This window comes from Streptomyces sp. NPDC006140, assembly GCF_040628815.1.
Taxonomy (GTDB): Bacteria; Actinomycetota; Actinomycetes; order Streptomycetales; family Streptomycetaceae; genus Streptomyces.
Map to the genome: position 1 here is coordinate 77,629 of NZ_JBEXTS010000013.1, position 19,582 is coordinate 97,210.

Below are 19,582 nucleotides of genomic sequence, written 5' to 3' on the forward strand. Positions count from 1 at the left end.
CCGCTGCTCAGCCGAGGTCGGGGGCGTGCATGGCGCGTACACCCTCGATGTTGCCGTCCAGGTAGTGCCGCAGCGACAGCGGAACGAGATGGACGGAGGCGATCCCGACCCGGGTGAAGGGCACCCGTACGATCTCGTACTCGCCGATGGGCTCGTCCACTTCGGGGCCGTGCCGGAGCGAAGGGTCCATGGACTCGAGGCGGCAGACGAAGAAGTGCTGCACCTTCACGCCGGTCGCGCCGCCGTCCTCCCCGATGTGCTCCACGGTGTCCACGAAGCAGGGCACCACGTCGGTGATCTTCGCGCCGAGCTCCTCGTACACCTCGCGGTGCAGGGCGTCGACGACGGTCGAGTCACCGGGCTCGACCCCGCCGCCGGGAGTGAGCCAGTAGGGGTCCAAGCCCGGCTTGGTGCGCTTGATCAGGATCAGGTCGTCACCGTCCAGCAGGACGGCGCGGGCGGTGCGCTTGACCACGGGTCGGACGGTCATGGGTGAAATGTGGCCCGGCTGGTTCCACGTGAAACATCGCGAACTGTCACCGGCCGAACTCCCAGAGTGAGACACGGCCCCGGGCGCCCCCACGCCCCCGTCTGGGCCTCGTCCGTACAGCCCGGCGCCCGCCTCCGAGCGGCCTCAGCACCAGTCGGCGGAGGCCCGCTGCAGCCACTCATGGGCCCGCGCGATGTGGGGCATGGCCATGGTCCCGGTGCGGACCACCAGGAAGTACGTGCGCAGCGGTGGCACCGTCGGCTCGTGCAGGGCGACGACGTCACCCCGCTCCAGCGCCGCCGCGCACAGATAGCGCGGCAGGACCGCCAGCCCCGCACCCGCGGCCGCACAGGCCAGCACCGCACGCAGGTCGGGGACGACGACCGTGCCCGGGGCGGCCGGGCGGGAGTCGAAGACGGAGGCCCAGTAGCGGGAGACGAAGGGCAGTGACTCGTGCACCTCCACCACGGGCACCTGCTCCAGGGCCGGCTCCGGCTTGCGGTCCGGCTGTCCGGCGCCGAGTTGTTCGGCCCAGCGCGGGGCGGCGACCAGGACGTGCTCCTCGTCGCAGAGCGCAGTCGCCGTGAGCAGGGCGCCGCGCGGCCGGGCCGTGCTGATGGCCAGATCGTGATGCCCGGCGGAAAGCCCTTCCAGCGTTTCCTCGGCGTTTCCGAAGGAGACGCGCAGGGCGAAACCCTGGCCGTCCTCACCGGTCAGCTCCGTGAGCGCGGGCAGGGCTCGTTCGGCGGTGAACTCCGGAGGTCCGGCGAGGTGCAGCGTCCGTAAGGAGGAGTCGTCGTCGAGGCCGGTCTCGGTGATCTCCACCAGGGCGTCGAGATGCGGTGCGGCCTTGTGGGCGAGTTCGTCGCCGATGCTCGTCGGGGTCACGCCGCGGGCCTGCCGCAGGAACAAGGGGCGGCCCAGTTGCCGTTCCAGCGTCCGGATCTGCGAGGTCACGGCCGGCTGGGACAGACCGAGCAGGGCGGCGGCGCGGGTGAAGGAGCCGGCCCGGTGCACGGTCACGAAGGTCCGCAGCAAGGCCAGATCCACCGCGCACACTCCCCTCGTCGGCCCCCGCTCCCAGCCCCCCGGCCGCGCCCAACTATAAATAAGTCGATAGGTTGCTGTCGCTACTGTGATTGGACACTGACAGAGAGTCAACTAGCCTTGGTCGCGCGGTTCTTGCGCGCGGAACCGGGGGACGGTCCGAGCCACGAGGGGGGAGGTTCGGACCGTCCGTCTTTCGTATGCCGATCCAGCCGACCGCGCAAGCGCTGTCAGTGCCGCGTCGTACGGTTGGGGCATGGAACCAACGTCGGGTGCGGGAGTCCAGGCCTACTACGCCGAGTCGGCCGAGCTGCTGGCGAGAGCGTACGAGAGCGTTTCGTTCGAGTCGGTGCACGGGGCGCTGCTGGACCTGCTGCCGGAGCCGCCCGCGCGGGTGCTGGACGTCGGCGCGGGGACCGGCCGGGACGCCGCGGCACTGGCCGGGCGGGGCTTCACGGTCGACGCGGTGGAGCCGGTGACGGAACTCCGGCGCGTGGCCGAGCGGTTGCACCAAGGCACCGGGGTGACGTGGCGGGCGGGCGCGCTCCCCTCGTTGCAGGGCGTCCAGGGGCCGTACGACGTGGTCCTGCTGTCCGCGGTGTGGATGCATCTCCGGCCGGAGGAGCGCCCCGTCGCGATGCGGCGCCTGGCCGGGCTGCTGGCGCCGCGCGGCATCCTGCTGATCACCCTGCGCCGCGGTGAGCCGCCCGAGGGCCGGCGCATGTTCGACATCCCGCCGGAGGAGGTCGTCGGCCACGGAGCCGAAGCGGGGCTGGTACCGGTTCGGCTGGTGGACGAGGGCGCGGACCTGCTCGGCCGGGACGCGGTGCGGTGGAACTCCGTGGCGCTCCGGAAGGAGCGCGCCCCCGGCCCGCCCCTCTAGCCGAGCGAGTCCGTCAGTCCGCCGACGCGTCCAGCGCGCGCAGTACGTCCGCCACCAGGTCCTCCGGATCCTCGGCGCCGACCGACAGGCGGATGAAGCCCTCCGGCACCGCGTCACCGCCCCAGCGTCCACGCCGTTCGGCCGTGGACCGCACTCCGCCGAAGCTCGTCGCGTCATCCACGAGCCGCAGAGCCTCGAGGAAACGGTCGGCACGCGCGCGCGTGGGCAGCGTGAAGGACACCACGGACCCGTAGCGCCGCATCTGCTGCGAGGCGATCTTGTGCGCGGGGTCGTCGGGGAGCCCCGGATAGCGCAGCCCGGTCACCTCGGACCGCTGGCGCAGCACCTCGGCGATGGCCAGGGCGGTCGCGCTCTGCCGGTCGACCCGCATCTGGAGCGTCGCGATCGAACGGTGTGCGAGCCAGGCCTCCATGGGCCCGGGAATCGCCCCGACGATCTTGCGCCAGCGGCGTACGGCGGCCATGGCCTGGGCGTCCCGGCCGACGACATAGCCCAGGAGGACGTCGCCGTGGCCGGTCAGCTGCTTGGTTCCGCTCGCCACCGCGAAGTCGGCGCCGAGTTCCAGAGGGCGCTGGCCGAGCGGTGTCGCGAGGGTGTTGTCGACGGCCACCACGGCACCACGCGCGTGTGCCGCCTCGGCGAGCCGCCGGATGTCGCACACGTCGAGCCCGGGGTTCGACGGCGTCTCGATCCACAGCAGCTTCGCACCGTCGAGGATGTCGAGCTGGGCGTCGCCGCCGGTCGGCGCGGTGCGCACCTCGATGCCGTACGCCTCCAGCTGGGCGCGGACCAGGGGCAGCGCCTGGTAGCCGTCATCGGGCAGGACGCAGACGTCCCCGGTGCGCAGCTGGGAGAAGAGCACGGCCGAGATCGCGGCCATGCCCGAGGCGAAGACGAGCGTCTCGGCACCGTCCCGGCCGGGCGCCTCCAGCTCGCCGACGGCGCGCTCCAGCAGTGTCCACGTCGGGTTCTCGTCGCGGCCGTAGGTGTACGGGCCGGTCGGGTCGCCCGGCAGGTGGTAGTGGGCGGCGAACACGGGCCCGGGCAGGGTGGGCTCGTACTTGACCGCCTCCGGCAGCCCGGCCCGCACCGCACGTGTACCGTCACCGGCGCCAGCGGCAACCCGGCCCACACCAGGCACCTGACCTGCGTCACCCGTCACCAGGCCCGCATCGCCGGACACCTGGCTCGTGTCACCCGCCGCCCGGCCCGCCTCGCCCGCCGCCCGGCCCGCCTCGCCCGGCGCGCGGCCCGTGCCGCCCGGCACCCGGCCCGCGCGGCCCGTGCCGCCCGGCACCCGGCCCGCGTCGCCCGGCGATCCGCGCCCGTCACCCGTCGCGGGTCCACTCATGCCGCCTGTCCCTCCACGTCCTCGCGCACCGCCGCGAGCAGACCGGTGCTCGCGGCCTCCACCATCTCAAGGCACTCCTCGAAACCGTCCGCACCCCCGTAGTAGGGGTCCGGTACGTCGAGGTCGTCCCCGGCGGCGGGGTCGTAGGAACGCAGCAGCCGCACCTTCTGCGCGTCCTGTTCCGTGGGCGCGAGGCGCCGCAGCGCCCTGAGGTGGCTGGAGTCGAGGGCCACGACCAGGTCGAGGCGGGCGAACCAGGACGGCTGGAACTGCCGGGCCGTGTGGCCGCAGGCGTAGCCGTTCTCCTCCAGGACGGCCACCGTGCGCGGGTCGGCGCCGTCGCCCTCGTGCCAGCCGCCCGTGCCGGCGCTGTCGACCTCGACCAGACCGTCGAGACCGGCCTCCGCCACCCGCGCGCGGAAGACGACCTCGGCCATCGGGGAGCGGCAGATGTTGCCCGTGCAGACGAAGCAGACGCGGTACGTCATGCGTCCTCAGTCCCCGTCCGGCAGGACGACGTGCAGCGCCCAGGAGACGACCGAGATGATCAGACCGCCCAGGACGGCCGTCCAGAAGCCCTCCACGTGGAAGCTCAGGTCGAGCTTGTCGGCCAGCCACGACGTGAGGAGCAGCATCAACGCGTTGACGACCAGGGTGAACAGGCCGAGCGTCAGGATCAGCAGCGGCAGACTGAGGAGCTTGACGACCGGCTTGACCAGGAAGTTCACCAGGCCGAAGAGCAGCGCGACCACGATCAGGGTGCCGACCTTCTTGCCCGTGCTGTCACCGGTCAGGGTGATCTTGTCGAGCAGCCACACGGCGACCGCCAGGGCACCCGCGTTGGCGATCGTCTTGACTACGAAATTCTTCATGTGTCTGATCGTGGCAGACCTGATCGGACATGGGCACAAGAGGCAGGGGCGGACAAGGCGATGAAGGCATTCCGGCTGGACGAACTGGAGGCGGAGCGCGCCGCCAACGAGGGCGCTTACCTGCAGTTTCTCCGCGAGCAGAACATGTCGGTCGGTCTGTACGCCCTGGATGCGGGCGAACAGGATCCACAGAAGCCGCACAATCAGGACGAGGTCTACTTCGTTGTGAGCGGCCGTGCCGCGATCACCGTCGGGCTGGAGACGACCCAGGTGGCGCGCGGCAGCGTGGTGTACGTGCCGGCGGGTGTCGCCCACAAGTTCCACCACATCACCGAGGACCTCAGGGTGCTGGTGGTCTTCTCTCCGCCCGAGAGCTGACGAGCAGCCTCCGGGTTCCCTAGGGGATCGGTCAGGGGAGGACAAGGGGTGCGAGGCCCCCGTGAGGCCCTCTCCTGGACCTAGCATCGAGTGCAGGACACCAGAGATCCAGAAGGACCGACAGGACCCGGCACTCGAACGGGTGGAGAGGTAAGGACGAGGGCGATGCGAGAGATCTTCGCGGGACTGCCGTGGTGGGTGAAGTGGGTCGCGGTGCCGGTCATCGCCCTCGTCGTGTTCGGCGGGCTGATAGCCAGCGTGGTGGGCTTCGTCATCGGACTGCTCTTCAAGGTGCTGGTCTTCGTGGCACTGGTCGGCGGACTGATCTACGTCGTACGGAAGTTCACTTCCAGCTCCTCGTCGCGCAGCGACTGGTGAGACCGGTGGGAAACCGGTGGGGGTAGCGGGAAACACCCGGAATCAACGGTTCCCTCGGCCGGGGGAAGTTTCCCTGCGGGGCCGTCTGCGCGCGGTGGCAGACGAATAGAGTCCGGAACTCGACGCGGGGACATCCCCCGCGAGCGGCGTACACCCCCACCCGTGTTCATCGACACGGGCTGCCCCCCTCGCGTTTCGGGAGTGCCCCTTGGCTCCGGCTGACACCGCACCTGTCCACCTCCACACCGTCCCCGCCCAACCCCGCTCGGCGGCACCCCCCGAGCCACCGTCTCCCGTCACGCCACCGCCACCGCCACCGGCGACCCTCATCGGATCCGTCCAGCGCGCGATGCGCCTGCTGGAGACCGTCGCCGAGCACGAATACGGCGCCCCGGCCAAGCAACTGGCCCGCGAGACCGGGCTGGCGCTGCCCACGACCTACCACCTGCTGCGCACGCTCGTGCACGAGGGCTATCTGCGCCGCGACAAGGGGCTGTTCTTTCTCGGTGAGGCGGCCGAGCGGCTCAGCAGCAGCGGGGCACGGCAGAAACGTCGCAGCACGGTCGTCGACGCACTCGCGCACTGGCGGGACCTGCTCGGCGTCCCGGTGTACTACGCGGCCTATCGCGAGGGCGAGATCGAGGTCATGTGCGTCTCCGACACCCCGGGCAACCCGGCGGTGGAGGAGTGGGCCGACTTCCGGGAGACCGGGCACGCGCACGCCATCGGCCAGTGCCTGCTGTCCCAGCTGGACGAGGAGGCCCGCCGCGACCACCTCGACCGCTACCCGGTGCAGCCCCTCACTCCGTACACGGTGCGGGACAACCACAGCCTGCTCCGGCGCCTGGAGCGGGTGCGGCGGATGGAGCCGGTGACCGAACGTCAGGAGTACGCCCTGGGTGCGGTCTGCGCGGCGATTCCGCTCACCCTCGGCAACACGGCCGCGACGATGGCCATCTCCCTGCCTGCTCACCAGGAGGACCGGCTGCTGCCCGCGGCCCGTCAGTTGCAGAGCGAGATCGGGCGTCGGCTCGGGTCGCTCGCGCTCTCTATCAGTATGTGAAAACTCACTCCTTGTGATCTGCTGTGTACGTTCAGCAAGATTCCACCAAGTGTCAGAGGTTCGTTCCCGGCCAGTCCACGGCGAATGACGGGGTTAGCGATGCGCGAGTCCGTACAGGCAGAGGTCATGATGAGCTTTCTCGTGTCCGAGGAGCTCTCCTTCCGCATTCCGGTGGAGCTGCGCTATGAGACCAGTGATCCCTATGCCGTCCGGTTGACCTTCCACCTGCCCGGTGACGCCCCGGTGACGTGGGCTTTCGGGCGGGAGTTGCTGATCGACGGGGTCGGCCGCCCGTGCGGGGAGGGTGATGTGCGGGTCACACCCGTCGAACCCGACGCGCTGGGCGAGGTGTTGATCCGGCTTCAGGTGGGCAGCGATCAGGCGTTGTTCAGGTCCTCGACGGCACCGCTCGTCGCGTTCCTCGACCGCACCGACAAGCTGGTGCCCCTCGGCCAGGAGGGCTCGCTCGCCGACTTCGACGCCCACCTCGACGAGGCCCTGGACCGCATCCTCGCGGAACAGGGCGCCGGGTGAGACATCAGCCGGCGGCACGGTGGAGTAACGCTTCACCGGATGCCGCCCGCTGTGCAGGAACGCTTCTCCCCGGGGCGGGGCGAGAACCTGCCGGTGTGTCAGCGCTTGCGGCGCCGGCCTCCCTTGCCCCCGCGGGCCGGGACCGCTGAAGCCTCCGCGGCAGGTTCCCCTCCCGTGCGGTCGGCCGAGACGACGAGCGCGGCCAGGGCCGTGGTGACCGGCACCGAGGCGACCAGGCCGATCGAACCGACCAGAGTCCGCACGATCTCCTCCGCGACCAGCTCGCTGTTGGCGACCGTCCCCACACCGCTCTGCGCGATGGAGAACAGCAGCAGCAGCGGCAGCGCGGCACCCGCGTAGGCGAGGACCAGCGTGTTGACGACCGAGGCGATGTGGTCCCGGCCGATCCGGATGCCCGCCCGGTAGAGCCCGCGCCAGCCCATCGACGGGTTGGCCTCGTGCAGCTCCCAGACCGCCGACGTCTGCGTGACCGTCACGTCGTCGAGCACACCGAGCGAACCGATGATGACGCCGGCGAGCAGCAGACCGCTCATGTCGATCGTCGGGTAGAGGCCGTGGATCAGACCGGTGTTGTCGTCGGTGTTGCCGGTCAGCGCGGCCCAGTCGATGAACGCCGAGCCGAGGACACCGATCAGCAGCAGCGAGATGAGGGTGCCGATCACCGCCACGGATGTTCGCGCGGACAGGCCATGGCACAGATACAGCGCGATGAGCATGATGGCGCTCGCGCCCACCACCGCCACGACCAGGGGATTCGAGCCCTGCAGGATCGCCGGCAGGATGAAGAAGTTCAGGACCAGGAAGCTGATCGCCAGTGCGACCAGGGCCATGACACCCCGCAGCCGCCCGACGACCACGACGGCGAGGGCGAAGATGCCGGCCAGCAGGCCCATGGGCAGTCGGCGGTTGACGTCGGTGACCGAGTACTGCAGGTCCCTCGGCGCGGAGGGCTCGTAGGCGACCACGACCTTCTGGCCCTCGTGCAGCTGGCGGGACTGGTCCGGCTGGACGATCTCGGTGAAGGTGCGGCCCTTGTCGTCGCCGCTGTCGACCCGGATCGTCGCCCGCTTGCAGGTGCCGTTCTCCTGCTGCACCGCGGAGGAGCCCTCGGCGGTGGAGGTGTCGCCGGTCGGCGGGACGCCCGAGGCGCCGGCCTCCTTGCAGCTCACGTCGACGACCTTGGTGACCGTGGCCTGCTGGGTCTGCCGGTCGAAGCCGACGCCGGTGCGCTCGTGCGGCGGGGCGCCGCCCGGCCACAGCACGACGAGCCCGACCAGCACGGCCGCGGTGAACGGGATCAGGACCGCCGCGATGACCTTCCGCAGATGCAGGGAGACGGGCGTGGCCGGGCCGTGGCTGTGGCTGTGCGAATGCCCGTGCCCGTGTCCGCCGCCCGGCCCTGACCCGGAGCCGTGCCCGTGACCATGCCCGCCACCGCCGCCGGGCCCGCCTCCGGAACCGGGACCCTGCCCACCGGAGGGACCTGGGCCCTGCCCGCCGGAGGGGCCGGGTCCGTGCCCACCGGAGTGACCGGGGCCCTGCCCACCGGAGTGACCGGGGCCCTGCCCGCCAACGGGGCCGCCCTGTCCACCGCCGGAGCCGGAACCTTGGCCCCCGCCGTAGCCGGGCCCGTACCCACCGCCGCGGCCGAGGCCCTGCCCACCGGCAGAACCGACACCATGCCCTCCGGGGGAACCCGGACCGCGCCCACCCGCGGAACCGGGACCGTGCTCACCGCCGGCCCTGGACGCCCCGCCCCCGAAACCCGCACCGGGTCCATACCCCTGGCCATGGCCCTGCTCCTGGCCATGCCCCTGCCCCCGGGCAGGGCCATGCCCCGCTCCGGCGGAGAAATCATGGCCGTCTCCCGGGCCGTTGCCGTTTCCGGCGCCGGATCCGCGGGGCGGCTCGGGCGGTGGGTAAGGGGGACGCTGCGTCGTGGTCACCGACCGATCATCGCAAGAACGAGGGGGGCCCTCTGTTCACCGCGCCAAGATTGCCGCTAGCGTGGAGGCACCTTTTGTACACGCGGGAGCTCGGAGCACCGGGCTGAGAGGGCGCTGACCTCCGTCCCAGCGATGTTTCACATGAAACATCGCCGGAGTCGAGTGATGTTTCACACGAAACGTCGCCGGACGGATACCGCTGCGTCGACCGCCGAACCTGTTACCGGGTAATGCCGGCGTAGGGAGTAGGTCTCATGACCAACAAGGACGCACGCACGCCTGCCTCCGTTCAGGACGGACAGTCCGAGGAGGCCGGGAAGTCCATCGGCTGGCACAAGGCGTACGTCGAGGGCACCCGCCCCGACCTGCGGGTGCCGGTCCGTCAGGTGCATCTCACCAACGGGCAGTCGGTCACGCTGTACGACACATCCGGCCCCTATACCGATCCGCACGTCGAGACCGACGTCCGCAGGGGCCTGCCGCCGCTGCGCGAGAACTGGATCATCGCCCGCGGCGACACCGAGGAGTACGCGGGCCGCCCCGTCCGCCCCGAGGACGACGGCATCAAGCACACCTCGCCCCGCGGCGGCCTGCGCAACCTCGACGCCGTCTTCCCCGGCCGGCCACGTCAGCCACGCCGCAGCAGGGACGGCAAGGCGGTCACGCAGCTCGCGTACGCCCGCCGGGGCGAGATCACGCCCGAGATGGAGTACGTGGCCATCCGGGAGAACGTTTCGCCCGAGGTCGTGCGCGACGAGATCGCGGCGGGCCGGGCGGTGCTGCCGGCCAACGTCAACCACCCGGAGATCGAGCCGATGATCATCGGCAAGCGGTTCCTGGTGAAGGTCAACGCCAACATCGGCAACTCGGCCGTGACGTCCTCCATCGAGGAGGAGGTCGAGAAGATGACCTGGGCGACCCGCTGGGGCGCCGACACGGTCATGGACCTGTCCACCGGCCGCAACATCCACACCACGCGTGAGTGGGTGCTGCGCAACTCCCCCGTCCCCATCGGCACCGTGCCGCTCTACCAGGCCCTGGAGAAGGTCGACGGCCGCGCCGAGGAACTGACCTGGGAGATCTACAAGGACACGGTCATCGAGCAGGCCGAGCAGGGCGTGGACTACATGACGGTCCACGCGGGCGTGCGCCTGGCGTACGTGCCGCTGACGGCGAACCGCAAGACCGGCATCGTCTCCCGCGGTGGCTCGATCATGGCCGCCTGGTGCCTCGCGCACCACAAGGAGTCGTTCCTCTACGAGAACTTCGAGGAGCTCTGCGAGATCCTCGCCGCCTACGACGTCACGTACTCCCTCGGAGACGGTCTGCGGCCCGGTTCGATCGCGGACGCCAACGACGAGGCGCAGTTCGCGGAGTTGAGGACGCTCGGGGAACTCAACCGGATCGCCAAGCGTTTCAACGTACAGACCATGATCGAAGGCCCGGGCCACGTCCCGATGCACAAGATCAAGGAGAACATCGACCTTCAGCAGGAGATCTGCGATGAAGCTCCGTTCTATACGCTCGGCCCGCTGACCACGGACGTCGCCCCGGCGTACGACCACATCACCTCCGGCATCGGTGCCGCGATGATCGCCTGGTGGGGCACGGCCATGCTGTGCTACGTCACGCCCAAGGAGCACCTGGGCCTGCCGAACCGCGACGACGTCAAGACCGGCGTCATCACCTACAAGATCGCCGCCCACGCGGCCGACCTCGCCAAGGGGCATCCGGGCGCGCAGGAGTGGGACGACGCGCTGTCCGACGCCCGCTTCGAGTTCCGGTGGGAGGACCAGTTCAACCTGGCCCTCGACCCGGACACGGCACGGGAGTTCCACGACGAGACCCTGCCGGCGGAACCCGCCAAGACGGCCCACTTCTGCTCGATGTGCGGTCCGAAGTTCTGCAGCATGAAGATCTCGCAGGACATCCGCCGTGAACACGGCGGCAGCCGGAGTGAGATCGAGGAGGGCATGGCACAGAAGTCGAAGGAGTTCGCGGCGAGCGGGAACCGGGTGTACCTGCCGATCGCGGACTGATCCGGACTGCCGGCCGCGTAACGGAAACAGCACGGCGCACCCTGCCCGGCCCAAGATCCCTAAGGTTTCTGCCATGGATGGGATCGATGTGGTCAACGGCGTCGTGGGCGCTGTCCTCGGCATGTTGTTCGCCGTGCTGTTCCAGCAGCCGCTGCAGGACGCGTGGTACCGCCTGCGCAGACGCTCGACGAGCGCGATCCGCAGCATGGGCCGGCGGGACGAGTCGGCGCCCGCCTGGCGGGCGTTCTCCCTCGGCCCGCTCCAGACGTCCGCCCTCATCGTCGAGGGCGACGGAGAGTTGCCCATATCGCCTGAAACTGTCCATGTGCAGGTGCTCGACGAGGAGGTGACGCTGCCCGCGGACATGGCCGGCTGGCGGGACGAGATCGCCGAGGAGAGCGAGCGCCTGCAAGCCGAGGGACGCACTCCCCTGTGGAACGGCCCCCGGTACGCGGTCGAATCCCTCGACATCTCCCGTACGGCCCTGGAGGAGCGCCCCGAAGTCCACCTGCGACTGCGCCCGACCGACTACTACACCTTCCTCGCAGCACAGCAACTGGACCGCCGGCTCCCGGACGGTACGACGCCCAGATCGCGCTATCTGGACCCGGACGAGCCGCTCAAGGCCCCGGCGTTCCTGCAGTGCAGCCTGGGGGTCAACATCGCGGTCGTCACCGCGGACGACATGCTCGTGGTGACCCAGCGCAGCGACCGGGTCCGGATGGCACCGGGCGTCTGGAACTCCTCCGTCAACGAGGGCCTGTCACGCCACATCGACTCGTCGGGGAGGAACGCACCGGACCTGCACGCCGTGGCCCGCCGCGGCATGCGGGAGGAACTGTCCCTGGAGGCCCAGGAGTACACGCTCGAACTGCTGGCCTTCGTGCTGGACGTGGAGAGGAGGGGCTGGAGTGCGCACTTCTACGCCAGGTTGCGGGAGCTCAAGAGCACGGATCTGCAGGCGCGGATGAGCAGGGGCGTCGCCGACCGTTGGGAGCACCAGACCATCGACTTCGTCCCCTTCCGGCCGACGACGGTGGTCAGGTACCTGCTGCGCGACGACCGCGTCCACCGGTGGGCGCCGACGGCACCGGCGCTGTACCACCTCGCGCTGGTGCACGCCTTCAGCCGTCGCACGGTCGAACGGGTCGAGGCACAGATCCTCCGCCGCCTGTGAATCCACCCACCGCGTGGATCCGGTGCCGCCGCAGGGTGGGGCGGGGCCGGTGTCACAGGGTGAGTCCGGTGCCGCAGGGTGGGCCGGTGCCGGAGGTTGGATATGGCGCCGAAGGGTGTGGCCGGTGCCGGAGGTTGGATCCGGTGCAGCAGGGCCGGGTGTCCGGCTTGCGCTCCCTGTGCTGCTCCCCGCGGGGGAGCGCAAGCCGACGGGCGCCGCGAAAGGGCGCCGACGGCTACTCCGGCTGGTGTTCCGGTCCTCCGAAGTCCGGGCTGGTGTAGTCCGGGCTGGTGAAGCTCGGCCGCGAGCCGCGGCCGCCGTCGTCCGGGCTGGTGAAACCCGGACGGTCGTAGCCGAGGTGCGGCATGCGGCTGACCGGTGTGGACGGGGACGGGCGGTGCAGCGCTGCGGCCGCATCCGGGCCGGTGAGGGCCTCCCGCAGGAAGGGCAGGATGCCCCGCTCCAACAGGGCCTCACGCCAGTCCTCCCTGGCTCGGTCCACCTCCTGTTGCAGTTCGCCGTACGGACCGCTCTCGGCCGTCGGCTTGTTGCGCAGGGCGGTGAGCAGGAGTCCCACCGCGGCGACGAGGATCGCGACCGCGGTGACGGCGCCGAACACCCAGCCCGTGGTGAGCAGGGTCTGGGCGAACGCCTGCCCGGGGTCGAGCATCCGCAGGATGTAGCCGACGAGCAGGAAGATCGCCGCCGCGGTGCCGGCCAGGACAGGAGCGAGGACGGCGACGACGGCGACGGCGCCCGCGCCGGCGGTCTCGGCGACCTCGCCCATCGTGGCGGCGAGCCCCGTCGCGCCCGTGCCCGGCTCGGAGGAGCCGGACTCGCGGACGGACGGCGAGGCGGAGGGCGCCGGGTGGCGCAGCTCCTCGCGGACCTTGACGTAGTGCTGGTATTCGGTCGACGCGGCCGCCGTGATGAGCGCGGTGGCGTTGAGTGCCATGGTGCGCAGTTGCTCGGGGTTGAGCCGCTGTCCGACAGCGGCCAGTTCCGGACGGTGTGGTGCGGAGCGCAGCGCCTCATCGAGGATCCGCTCGTATTCCTGGCGGTCCTCGCTCAGCAGGTGCTGCGGAACGCTGTTCATGTGCATCCCCCGATGCTCCGTAGGGCTTGGGGCTCGGCATGCTGACGAGCCGTCGGGCAGAAACGGAGGGGAGCCTGCTACGGATAAGCCGATGGTAGAGCGGTGGAGGTGGGCGGTGACAGGGGGTTTACCGAAATTGGCCCCTCACCGGTCCGGTCCTGTGACAGGGAACGCCTGCCCGGTGAACGTTCACGTACCCAGGGGCAGTTGCTGGACCAGCAGCTTTCCGGCCATGGTCACGCCGCCGTCCATCGCGATGGCGAGACCGTCGGCGTAGACGTGCGGTCCCTCGATCACGGGGGCGCCGCTGTCCTCGTCGTCCTCGGAGCCCACCTCGCCCACCAGATACGGAATCGGGCTGTGGCCGTGAACGATACGGGTGCCCCCGTACGTATCGAGCAGGGAGCGCACGGCGTCCGCGCCGCCCTCGTCGCGGAAGGAGAACCGCTTGGTGAACTTGCGGAACAGGTCCCAGACCTCGTCCGCGTCGTTGCGCGTGAGCGTCTCGCGGACGGTGTCGTTGACCTCTTCGATGGAGCGGCCGTAGTCGAGGTAGGCGGTGGTGTCGGAGTGCACGAGCAGATGGCCGTCGACCTCCTCGACGGCGTCCAGGCGGGACATCCACTGCAGGTGGTGGTCCTGGAGGCGGTCCATGTCGGTCTTCTGGCCGCCGTTGAGCAGCCAGGCCGCCTGGAAGGTGGCTGTGCCGGCGCCGGAGTTGACGGGGGTGTCGCCGAACCGCTTGGCGCCGAGCAGCAGCAGCTCGTGGTTGCCCATGAGCGCTTTGCAGTAGCCGCCGGCCGCGGCGGCCTCGGCGGACAGCCGCATCACCAGGTCGATGACGCCGATGCCGTCCGGGCCGCGGTCGGTGAAGTCGCCGAGGAACCACAGCCGGGCGGTTCCCGCGCACCAGTTGCCCGCGGCGTCGAGCAGGCCCTTCTCCTGCAGGGCGGCCACCAGTTCGTCGAGGTAGCCGTGCACGTCGCCCACGACGTACAGCGGACCCTGCCCGGTGGTCTGCGGGACGGCGGCGGTCTCGGGGTCGACGGTCACCTGGACAGTGTCGCCCCGGTTGACGACGGGAAGGTCGCGCTGGGTCGGCGTGTAGCCCTCGGGGTAGGTCTCCTCGGGCGGCGGGGCGATCTCGCCGGGGTGGACGCTGTGGACGTACGGACCGGCCTCGTGGACGTACGCGGGCACCCGGAAGTCGCGCAACGTCGCCGTGCGCTCCACCTCGGGTCCCTGACCGGCCCCCTGAGTCATCGACCCCTCCACCATCGCGCCGCATCTGCACCGCATCGGACTGCCTGGTCGTAGCGGCCCGCCGGTGTCGTGGGCCCATCATAGGAATGCGGATCGCGCCATGTGATGACCCAGGGGTGGTGAATCAGAGCAAGAGTCCAGTTCACCGCGGCTTTCGCCCCGATTGAGCCGGGCTTTGACCACCGTGTGACCGTCCTCGCTTTCCTTCTCTTCGCGAGAACGATCCCTTCTCTCCGGGGGACCGGCCCCGTTTCTCCTCAGGAGCGCGATCTTCCCCTTACCGGGCGGCGGGCGTACCCGGGCCGGAACTATGCCCCTTCGGGGGACCGCGGCGGGCTGACCGTCGTGCGCGGCGGGCGTCGCTGCGAGGACGTGCGCACGATCAGCTCCGTCGGTATCACCTGCTCGACCGGATGGTCGGATTCCACGCCCTCGATGGCGTCGATGAGGAGCTGCACCACCGCCGTGCCGATGCGGCGCGGCTTCAGCGAGAGCGTGGTGATCGGCGGCTCGGTGTTGGCGTACACGGTGGACTCGCTGCAGCAGACCAGCAGCAGGTCGTCCGGTACGCGCAGCCCGTAGCGGCGGGCGGCGGCGAGCAGGTCGGTGCCGTTCGGGTCGAACAGGCCGTAGACCGCGTCGGGGCGGTCGGGCCGGGCGAGGAGGCGGTCGGCGGCGACGGCGCCCGCGCACGGATCGTGCGCCGGGTAGGCCTCGTACACCGGGTCCTGGCCGACCCGCTCGCACCAGCGCAGGTACGCGGTGGTCGACAGGTGGGTGTACGTGTCCGTGGTCGTGCCGGTCAGCAGGCCGATGCGGCGGGCGCCCGCGTCGGCCAGGTGGTCGAGGATGCCGAGGACGGCGGCCTCGTGGTCGTTGTCGACCCAGGCCGTGACCGGCAGCGAGCCGGCCGGGCGGCCGTCGGAGACGACGGGGAGGCCCTGCCGGACGAGCTCGCTGACGACCGGGTCCTGGTCGGAGGGGTCGATGACGACCGTGCCGTCCAGGGCGACGTTCGACCACACGTCGTGGCGGGAGGTCGCGGGCAGGATGACGAGGGCGTAGCCGCGGGCGAGCGCGGCGGAGGTGGCGGCGCGCGCCATCTCGGCGAAGTACGCGAACTCGGTGAAGGTGAAAGGTTCATCCCCGTACGTCGTCACGGTCAGGCCGATGAGTCCCGACTTGCCGGTACGGAGGGTCCGGGCGGCGGCCGAGGGTCGGTAGCCCAGTCGGTCGGCGACCTCGCGGACGTGGCGCCGGGTGGCGTCCGGGAGCCTGCCCTTGCCGTTGAGGGCATCGGAGACGGTCGTGATGGACACTCCGGCGGCGGCGGCCACGTCTCTGATACCCGCCCGACCCGGCCGACTGCCTCGACGTGAGGTTTCCGCGCGGCTCACCTGGTGCTTCCCTGCTGCTGTCATGGCGAGCCGATAGTAGGGCTCATACGGCGGGGTAGGGCGGACGCATATGCGCGCGTTGACAGGCACGTTTCTGCATGATCATTAAGCCTCAATTGCCGTGGAAACCAAGGGGGTTGAGCGCTCCCATGGCAGTACGTGGTGTGGCGGCCCGTGCGGGCCTGCCAAGTGGCCGAGGTTGCGAAGAGGTCTCAACTCACCTGCACGGGGGATGCGCGCCACGGCGTGCACCACCGGCGCGTAGATATATGTGCGGCGCGCCCCCGGATTCGTACGCCTTCGTACGGCGATGCCCGTGATGTTGCCGGGGCGCAGGAGGCCGGTGGGTGCCGCGCTGTCGTGGCTATACGCAGCGGCGCCGAATCCTCATAAGGTGAGGAGTATTGGATGTCGGCGGCGGTCATGGGCCGCCGGTCTTCGCGAGGAGGACTGCGGTGAGCGAGACGAGCCCCAAGCTGCGCGCCGAGCTGGAGGGTATCCCCACCTACAAGCCGGGCAAGCCGGCCGCGGCCGGTGGGCCGGTGGCCTACAAGCTGTCCTCCAACGAGAACCCCTACCCGCCCCTGCCGGGTGTGATGGAGACCGTGACGGCGGCGGCGTGCAACTTCAACCGCTACCCGGACATGGCCTGCACGGCGCTGATGAACGAGCTGTCCGAGCGGTTCGGCGTTCCGCTGTCCCACCTGGCCACCGGCACCGGGTCGGTCGGTGTCGCCCAGCAGCTCATCCAGGCCACCGCCGGTCCCGGCGACGAGGTGATCTACGCCTGGCGGTCCTTCGAGGCCTACCCGATCATCACGCAGATCAGCGGGGCCACGTCGGTGCAGGTGCCGCTGACCTCCGGGGACGTGCACGACTTGGACGCGATGGCCGAGGCGATCACCGACCGGACCCGGCTGATCTTCGTCTGCAACCCCAACAACCCGACCGGAACGGTGGTGCGCCGGGCGGAACTGGAGCGCTTCCTCGACCGGGTGCCGGGTGATGTTCTGGTGGTGCTCGACGAGGCGTACCGCGAGTTCATCCGCGATCCCGAGGTGCCGGACGGCGTCGAGCTCTACCGTGACCGGCCCAACGTCTGTGTCCTGCGGACCTTCTCCAAGGCGTACGGGCTGGCCGGGCTGCGGGTCGGGTTCGCCATCGCCCACGAGCCCGTGGCGGCGGCGCTGCGCAAGACGGCGGTGCCGTTCGGGGTGAGCCAGCTCGCGCAGGAGGCGGCGATCGCCTCGTTGCGGGCCGAGGACGAACTGTTCGGCCGGGTCGGCTCGCTGGTGTGCGAGCGCACGCGCGTGGTCGACGGGCTGCGGGCCCAGGGCTGGACGGTGCCCGAGACCCAGGCCAACTTCGTGTGGCTGCGGCTGGGGGAGCGCACGGTCGCGTTCGCCGAGGCGTGTGAGCAGGCGGGCGTGGTGATCCGGCCGTTCCCGGGTGAGGGTGTGCGGGTGACGGTCGGGGAGGCCGAGGGGAACGACATCTTCCTCAAGGTGGCGGAAGGGTTCCGCAAGGAGCTCTAGACCCTGAGCGGCAACGCGGTGCGAGCCGGTCGGCGCTAGTCGTCGGCCGGCTCGACGCGTATCGGGTCGCCTTCGCGCACGGTCGAGAGCAGGCGGAGGTCGCCGTCTACCCGGCCCAGGACATTGCACGGGCTGGCGAGCCGGCATTCGTCGCCCTGTGAGATCGGTGTGGGGCCGTAGGGGAGGGCGAGAGCATCGCCGTCCGTCCAGAAGGCGACCGTGCCGGGCTCCACGACCTCCCGGGCGTGTGTTTCACGTGAAACCGACACTCCTGTGTCGAAGTAGACCTCCTCACCCCAGAGGTGTGCGGTGGAGACGAGAGGCAGGGCCTTGGTGAGGGCCCGGGTGGTGGGGGTGTCGTCGAGGGCCGCGGTGAGGTGGCCCGCTGGCCAGGAGATCCGTATCCGTACGGGTGTCTGTGTCGTCTGCATGCCGGTGATTCAACAATATGTTGAAGTCTGCGCCAAGGGGTTGACGTCACAGGGGGACCCCCTCCCGGGCTCGAAAGTGCGTGCTGCATAATGGCTTGTGAATGTGAACGCTTTCACAAGCGTATGTAAGGAGCGGCGACGTGGACCTGGCTTTGGCGCCGGAGACCCTGGCGCGATGGCAGTTCGGCATCACCACCGTCTATCACTTTCTGTTCGTCCCCCTGACGATCTCGCTGGCCGCCCTCACGGCCGGGCTGCAGACCGCCTGGGTGCGGACGGAGAAGGAGAAGTACCTCCGGGCGACGAAGTTCTGGGGCAAGCTCTTCCTGATCAACATCGCGATGGGCGTGGTCACCGGCATCGTGCAGGAGTTCCAGTTCGGCATGAACTGGTCCGACTACTCGCGCTTCGTCGGTGACGTGTTCGGTGCGCCGCTCGCCTTCGAGGCCCTGATCGCCTTCTTCTTCGAGTCCACCTTCATCGGCCTGTGGATCTTCGGCTGGGACAAGCTGCCCAAGAAGATCCACCTGGCCTGCATCTGGATGGTCTCGATCGGCACGCTGCTGTCGGCGTACTTCATCCTCGCCGCGAACTCGTGGATGCAGCACCCGGTCGGCTACCGGATCAACGGGGAGAAGGGCCGGGCCGAGCTGACCGACTTCTGGCTGGTGCTGACCCAGAACACCACGCTCAACCAGGTCTTCCACAGCTTCTCCGCGGCCTTCCTGACGGGCGGCGCCTTCATGGTGGGGATCGCCGCCTTCCACCTGCTGCGCAAGAAGCACATCCCGGTGATGCGCACCTCGCTCCGGCTCGGCCTGGTCACCGTCGCCGTCGGCGGCCTGCTCACCGCGGTCAGCGGGGACACCCTGGGCAAGGTCATGTACGAGCAGCAGCCGATGAAGATGGCCGCTGCCGAGGCGCTGTGGGACGGCGAGAAGCCGGCGCCCTTCTCGGTGTTCGCCTACGGGGACGTCGACAAGGGCCACAACAAGGTCGCCCTGGAGATCCCCGGCCTGCTCTCCTTCCTGGCCCACAGCGACTTCGAGTCGTACGTGCCGGGCATCAACGACACCAACAAGGCGCTCCAGGAGAAGTTCGGTCCCGGCGACTACAAGCCCATCGTCCCCGTCGCCTACTGGGGCTTCCGCTGGATGATCGGCTTCGGCATGGCGTCGTTCTCGATCGGCCTGCTGGGGCTGTGGCTCACGCGGAAGAAGTTCCTGCTGCCGGCCGCTTGGCGGACCGGGGAGGACGAGGTGCCGCATCTGGTGCTGTTCCGGAACCCGCTCCGGCCGCGGCTCACGCGCCTCTACTGGCTGGTGGCGGTGTGGACGATGGCCTTCCCGCTGATCGCCAACTCCTGGGGCTGGATCTTCACCGAGATGGGCCGCCAGCCGTGGGTCGTCTACGGCCTGTTCCAGACGCGGGACGCGGTCTCCCCCGGTGTCTCCCAGGCCGAGGTCCTCACCTCGATGATCGTCTTCACCACGCTGTACGCGATCCTCGCCGTCGTCGAGGTCAAGCTGCTGGTCAAGTACGTCAAGGCGGGACCGCCCGAACTCACCGAGGCCGACCTCAACCCGCCCACGAAGATCGGCGGCGACTCCCGTGACGCCGACAAGCCGATGGCCTTCTCGTACTAGGCCGAGGGAGCTGC

General features: G+C 70.0%; 19 protein-coding genes and 1 riboswitch. Of the genes, 9 read left to right on the top strand and 10 right to left on the bottom strand.

What is annotated here, in order from left to right:
• Positions 1–7 precede the first annotated feature (7 nt).
• Positions 8–490: an NUDIX hydrolase gene (locus ABZ386_RS29880; RefSeq protein WP_351340559.1), complete on the bottom strand. Its 483-nt coding sequence runs from the start codon at positions 488–490 to the stop codon at positions 8–10.
• A 144-nt stretch (positions 491–634) separates the two neighbouring features.
• Entirely contained in the window at positions 635–1,540 is a 906-nt protein-coding gene (locus tag ABZ386_RS29885) for a LysR family transcriptional regulator (RefSeq protein WP_358966661.1), read from the bottom strand.
• A 253-nt stretch (positions 1,541–1,793) separates the two neighbouring features.
• Between ABZ386_RS29885 and ABZ386_RS29890 the strand changes: the two genes are divergently transcribed.
• Positions 1,794–2,420 (top strand): class I SAM-dependent methyltransferase, encoded by a 627-nt coding sequence (locus ABZ386_RS29890; protein ID WP_351340565.1) that lies wholly within the window; start codon positions 1,794–1,796, stop codon positions 2,418–2,420.
• Between the two features lie 13 nt (positions 2,421–2,433).
• Here ABZ386_RS29890 and ABZ386_RS29895 read toward each other — a convergent pair whose 3' ends face one another.
• From ABZ386_RS29895 to ABZ386_RS29905, 3 genes are read right to left on the bottom strand one after another with little or no spacing between them, the layout of a single operon-like run.
• Entirely contained in the window at positions 2,434–3,792 is a 1,359-nt protein-coding gene (locus tag ABZ386_RS29895) for a cystathionine gamma-lyase (RefSeq protein WP_358966663.1), read from the bottom strand.
• Positions 3,789–4,280: a low molecular weight protein-tyrosine-phosphatase gene (locus ABZ386_RS29900; protein WP_356503590.1), complete on the bottom strand. Its 492-nt coding sequence runs from the start codon at positions 4,278–4,280 to the stop codon at positions 3,789–3,791. The genes ABZ386_RS29895 and ABZ386_RS29900 overlap by 4 nt, the downstream gene beginning before the upstream one ends.
• 6 nt (positions 4,281–4,286) lie before the next feature.
• Positions 4,287–4,664: a phage holin family protein gene (locus ABZ386_RS29905; protein ID WP_114254091.1), complete on the bottom strand. Its 378-nt coding sequence runs from the start codon at positions 4,662–4,664 to the stop codon at positions 4,287–4,289.
• 60 nt (positions 4,665–4,724) lie between these two features.
• Here ABZ386_RS29905 and ABZ386_RS29910 point away from each other — a divergent pair, with 60 nt between their 5' ends.
• The 4 genes from ABZ386_RS29910 (at position 4,725) to ABZ386_RS29925 (ending at position 7,017) form a co-directional block, all read left to right on the top strand.
• Positions 4,725–5,042 carry a cupin domain-containing protein gene (locus ABZ386_RS29910; protein WP_031115217.1) on the top strand — a complete coding sequence of 106 codons (318 nt, stop codon included), beginning with the start codon at positions 4,725–4,727 and terminating at the stop codon, positions 5,040–5,042.
• A gap of 165 nt (positions 5,043–5,207) precedes the next feature.
• Entirely contained in the window at positions 5,208–5,420 is a 213-nt protein-coding gene (locus ABZ386_RS29915) for a DUF5326 family protein (RefSeq protein ID WP_003991465.1), read from the top strand.
• Positions 5,421–5,748: 328 nt separating this feature from the next.
• Entirely contained in the window at positions 5,749–6,483 is a 735-nt protein-coding gene (locus ABZ386_RS29920; RefSeq protein WP_351340834.1) for an IclR family transcriptional regulator C-terminal domain-containing protein, read from the top strand.
• Between the two features lie 99 nt (positions 6,484–6,582).
• Entirely contained in the window at positions 6,583–7,017 is a 435-nt protein-coding gene (locus ABZ386_RS29925) for an SsgA family sporulation/cell division regulator (RefSeq protein WP_031115219.1), read from the top strand.
• Between the two features lie 98 nt (positions 7,018–7,115).
• Here the strand turns inward: ABZ386_RS29925 and ABZ386_RS29930 are convergent, their stop codons facing one another.
• Positions 7,116–8,318, bottom strand: a complete 1,203-nt coding sequence (locus tag ABZ386_RS29930; protein ID WP_356672312.1) for a YibE/F family protein — start codon at positions 8,316–8,318, stop codon at positions 7,116–7,118.
• A 738-nt stretch (positions 8,319–9,056) separates the two neighbouring features.
• Positions 9,057–9,246: riboswitch (TPP riboswitch) on the top strand.
• On the opposite strand from ABZ386_RS29930, the gene thiC reads away from it, so the two are divergent.
• Together thiC and ABZ386_RS29940 are read left to right on the top strand one after the other, a co-directional pair.
• Complete coding sequence (thiC, locus tag ABZ386_RS29935) at positions 9,239–11,023, top strand: phosphomethylpyrimidine synthase ThiC (RefSeq protein ID WP_351340580.1); 1,785 nt, start codon at positions 9,239–9,241, stop codon at positions 11,021–11,023. It overlaps the preceding riboswitch by 8 nt.
• 73 nt (positions 11,024–11,096) lie before the next feature.
• A complete protein-coding gene (locus ABZ386_RS29940; protein WP_355714308.1) occupies positions 11,097–12,200 on the top strand; it encodes a hypothetical protein in 1,104 nt (367 codons plus the stop codon).
• Between the two features lie 235 nt (positions 12,201–12,435).
• Here the strand turns inward: ABZ386_RS29940 and ABZ386_RS29945 are convergent, their stop codons facing one another.
• The 3 genes from ABZ386_RS29945 to ABZ386_RS29955 all read right to left on the bottom strand — a co-directional run bounded on the left by ABZ386_RS29945 (position 12,436) and on the right by ABZ386_RS29955 (position 15,980).
• Positions 12,436–13,302 carry a hypothetical protein gene (locus ABZ386_RS29945; protein ID WP_358966668.1) on the bottom strand — a complete coding sequence of 289 codons (867 nt, stop codon included), beginning with the start codon at positions 13,300–13,302 and terminating at the stop codon, positions 12,436–12,438.
• 183 nt (positions 13,303–13,485) lie between these two features.
• Positions 13,486–14,574, bottom strand: coding sequence for a metallophosphoesterase family protein (locus tag ABZ386_RS29950; RefSeq protein WP_355714304.1), 1,089 nt, complete (start codon positions 14,572–14,574; stop codon positions 13,486–13,488).
• Between the two features lie 293 nt (positions 14,575–14,867).
• Complete coding sequence (locus ABZ386_RS29955; RefSeq protein WP_078650726.1) at positions 14,868–15,980, bottom strand: LacI family DNA-binding transcriptional regulator; 1,113 nt, start codon at positions 15,978–15,980, stop codon at positions 14,868–14,870.
• 431 nt (positions 15,981–16,411) lie between these two features.
• Here ABZ386_RS29955 and hisC point away from each other — a divergent pair, with 431 nt between their 5' ends.
• Entirely contained in the window at positions 16,412–17,491 is a 1,080-nt protein-coding gene (gene hisC, locus ABZ386_RS29960; RefSeq protein ID WP_351340595.1) for a histidinol-phosphate transaminase, read from the top strand.
• A 35-nt stretch (positions 17,492–17,526) separates the two neighbouring features.
• Here hisC and ABZ386_RS29965 read toward each other — a convergent pair whose 3' ends face one another.
• Positions 17,527–17,922 (bottom strand): cyclophilin-like fold protein, encoded by a 396-nt coding sequence (locus tag ABZ386_RS29965; RefSeq protein WP_358966671.1) that lies wholly within the window; start codon positions 17,920–17,922, stop codon positions 17,527–17,529.
• A gap of 140 nt (positions 17,923–18,062) precedes the next feature.
• Here ABZ386_RS29965 and ABZ386_RS29970 point away from each other — a divergent pair, with 140 nt between their 5' ends.
• Positions 18,063–19,568, top strand: coding sequence for a cytochrome ubiquinol oxidase subunit I (locus ABZ386_RS29970; protein ID WP_114254081.1), 1,506 nt, complete (start codon positions 18,063–18,065; stop codon positions 19,566–19,568).
• Positions 19,569–19,582 lie beyond the last annotated feature (14 nt).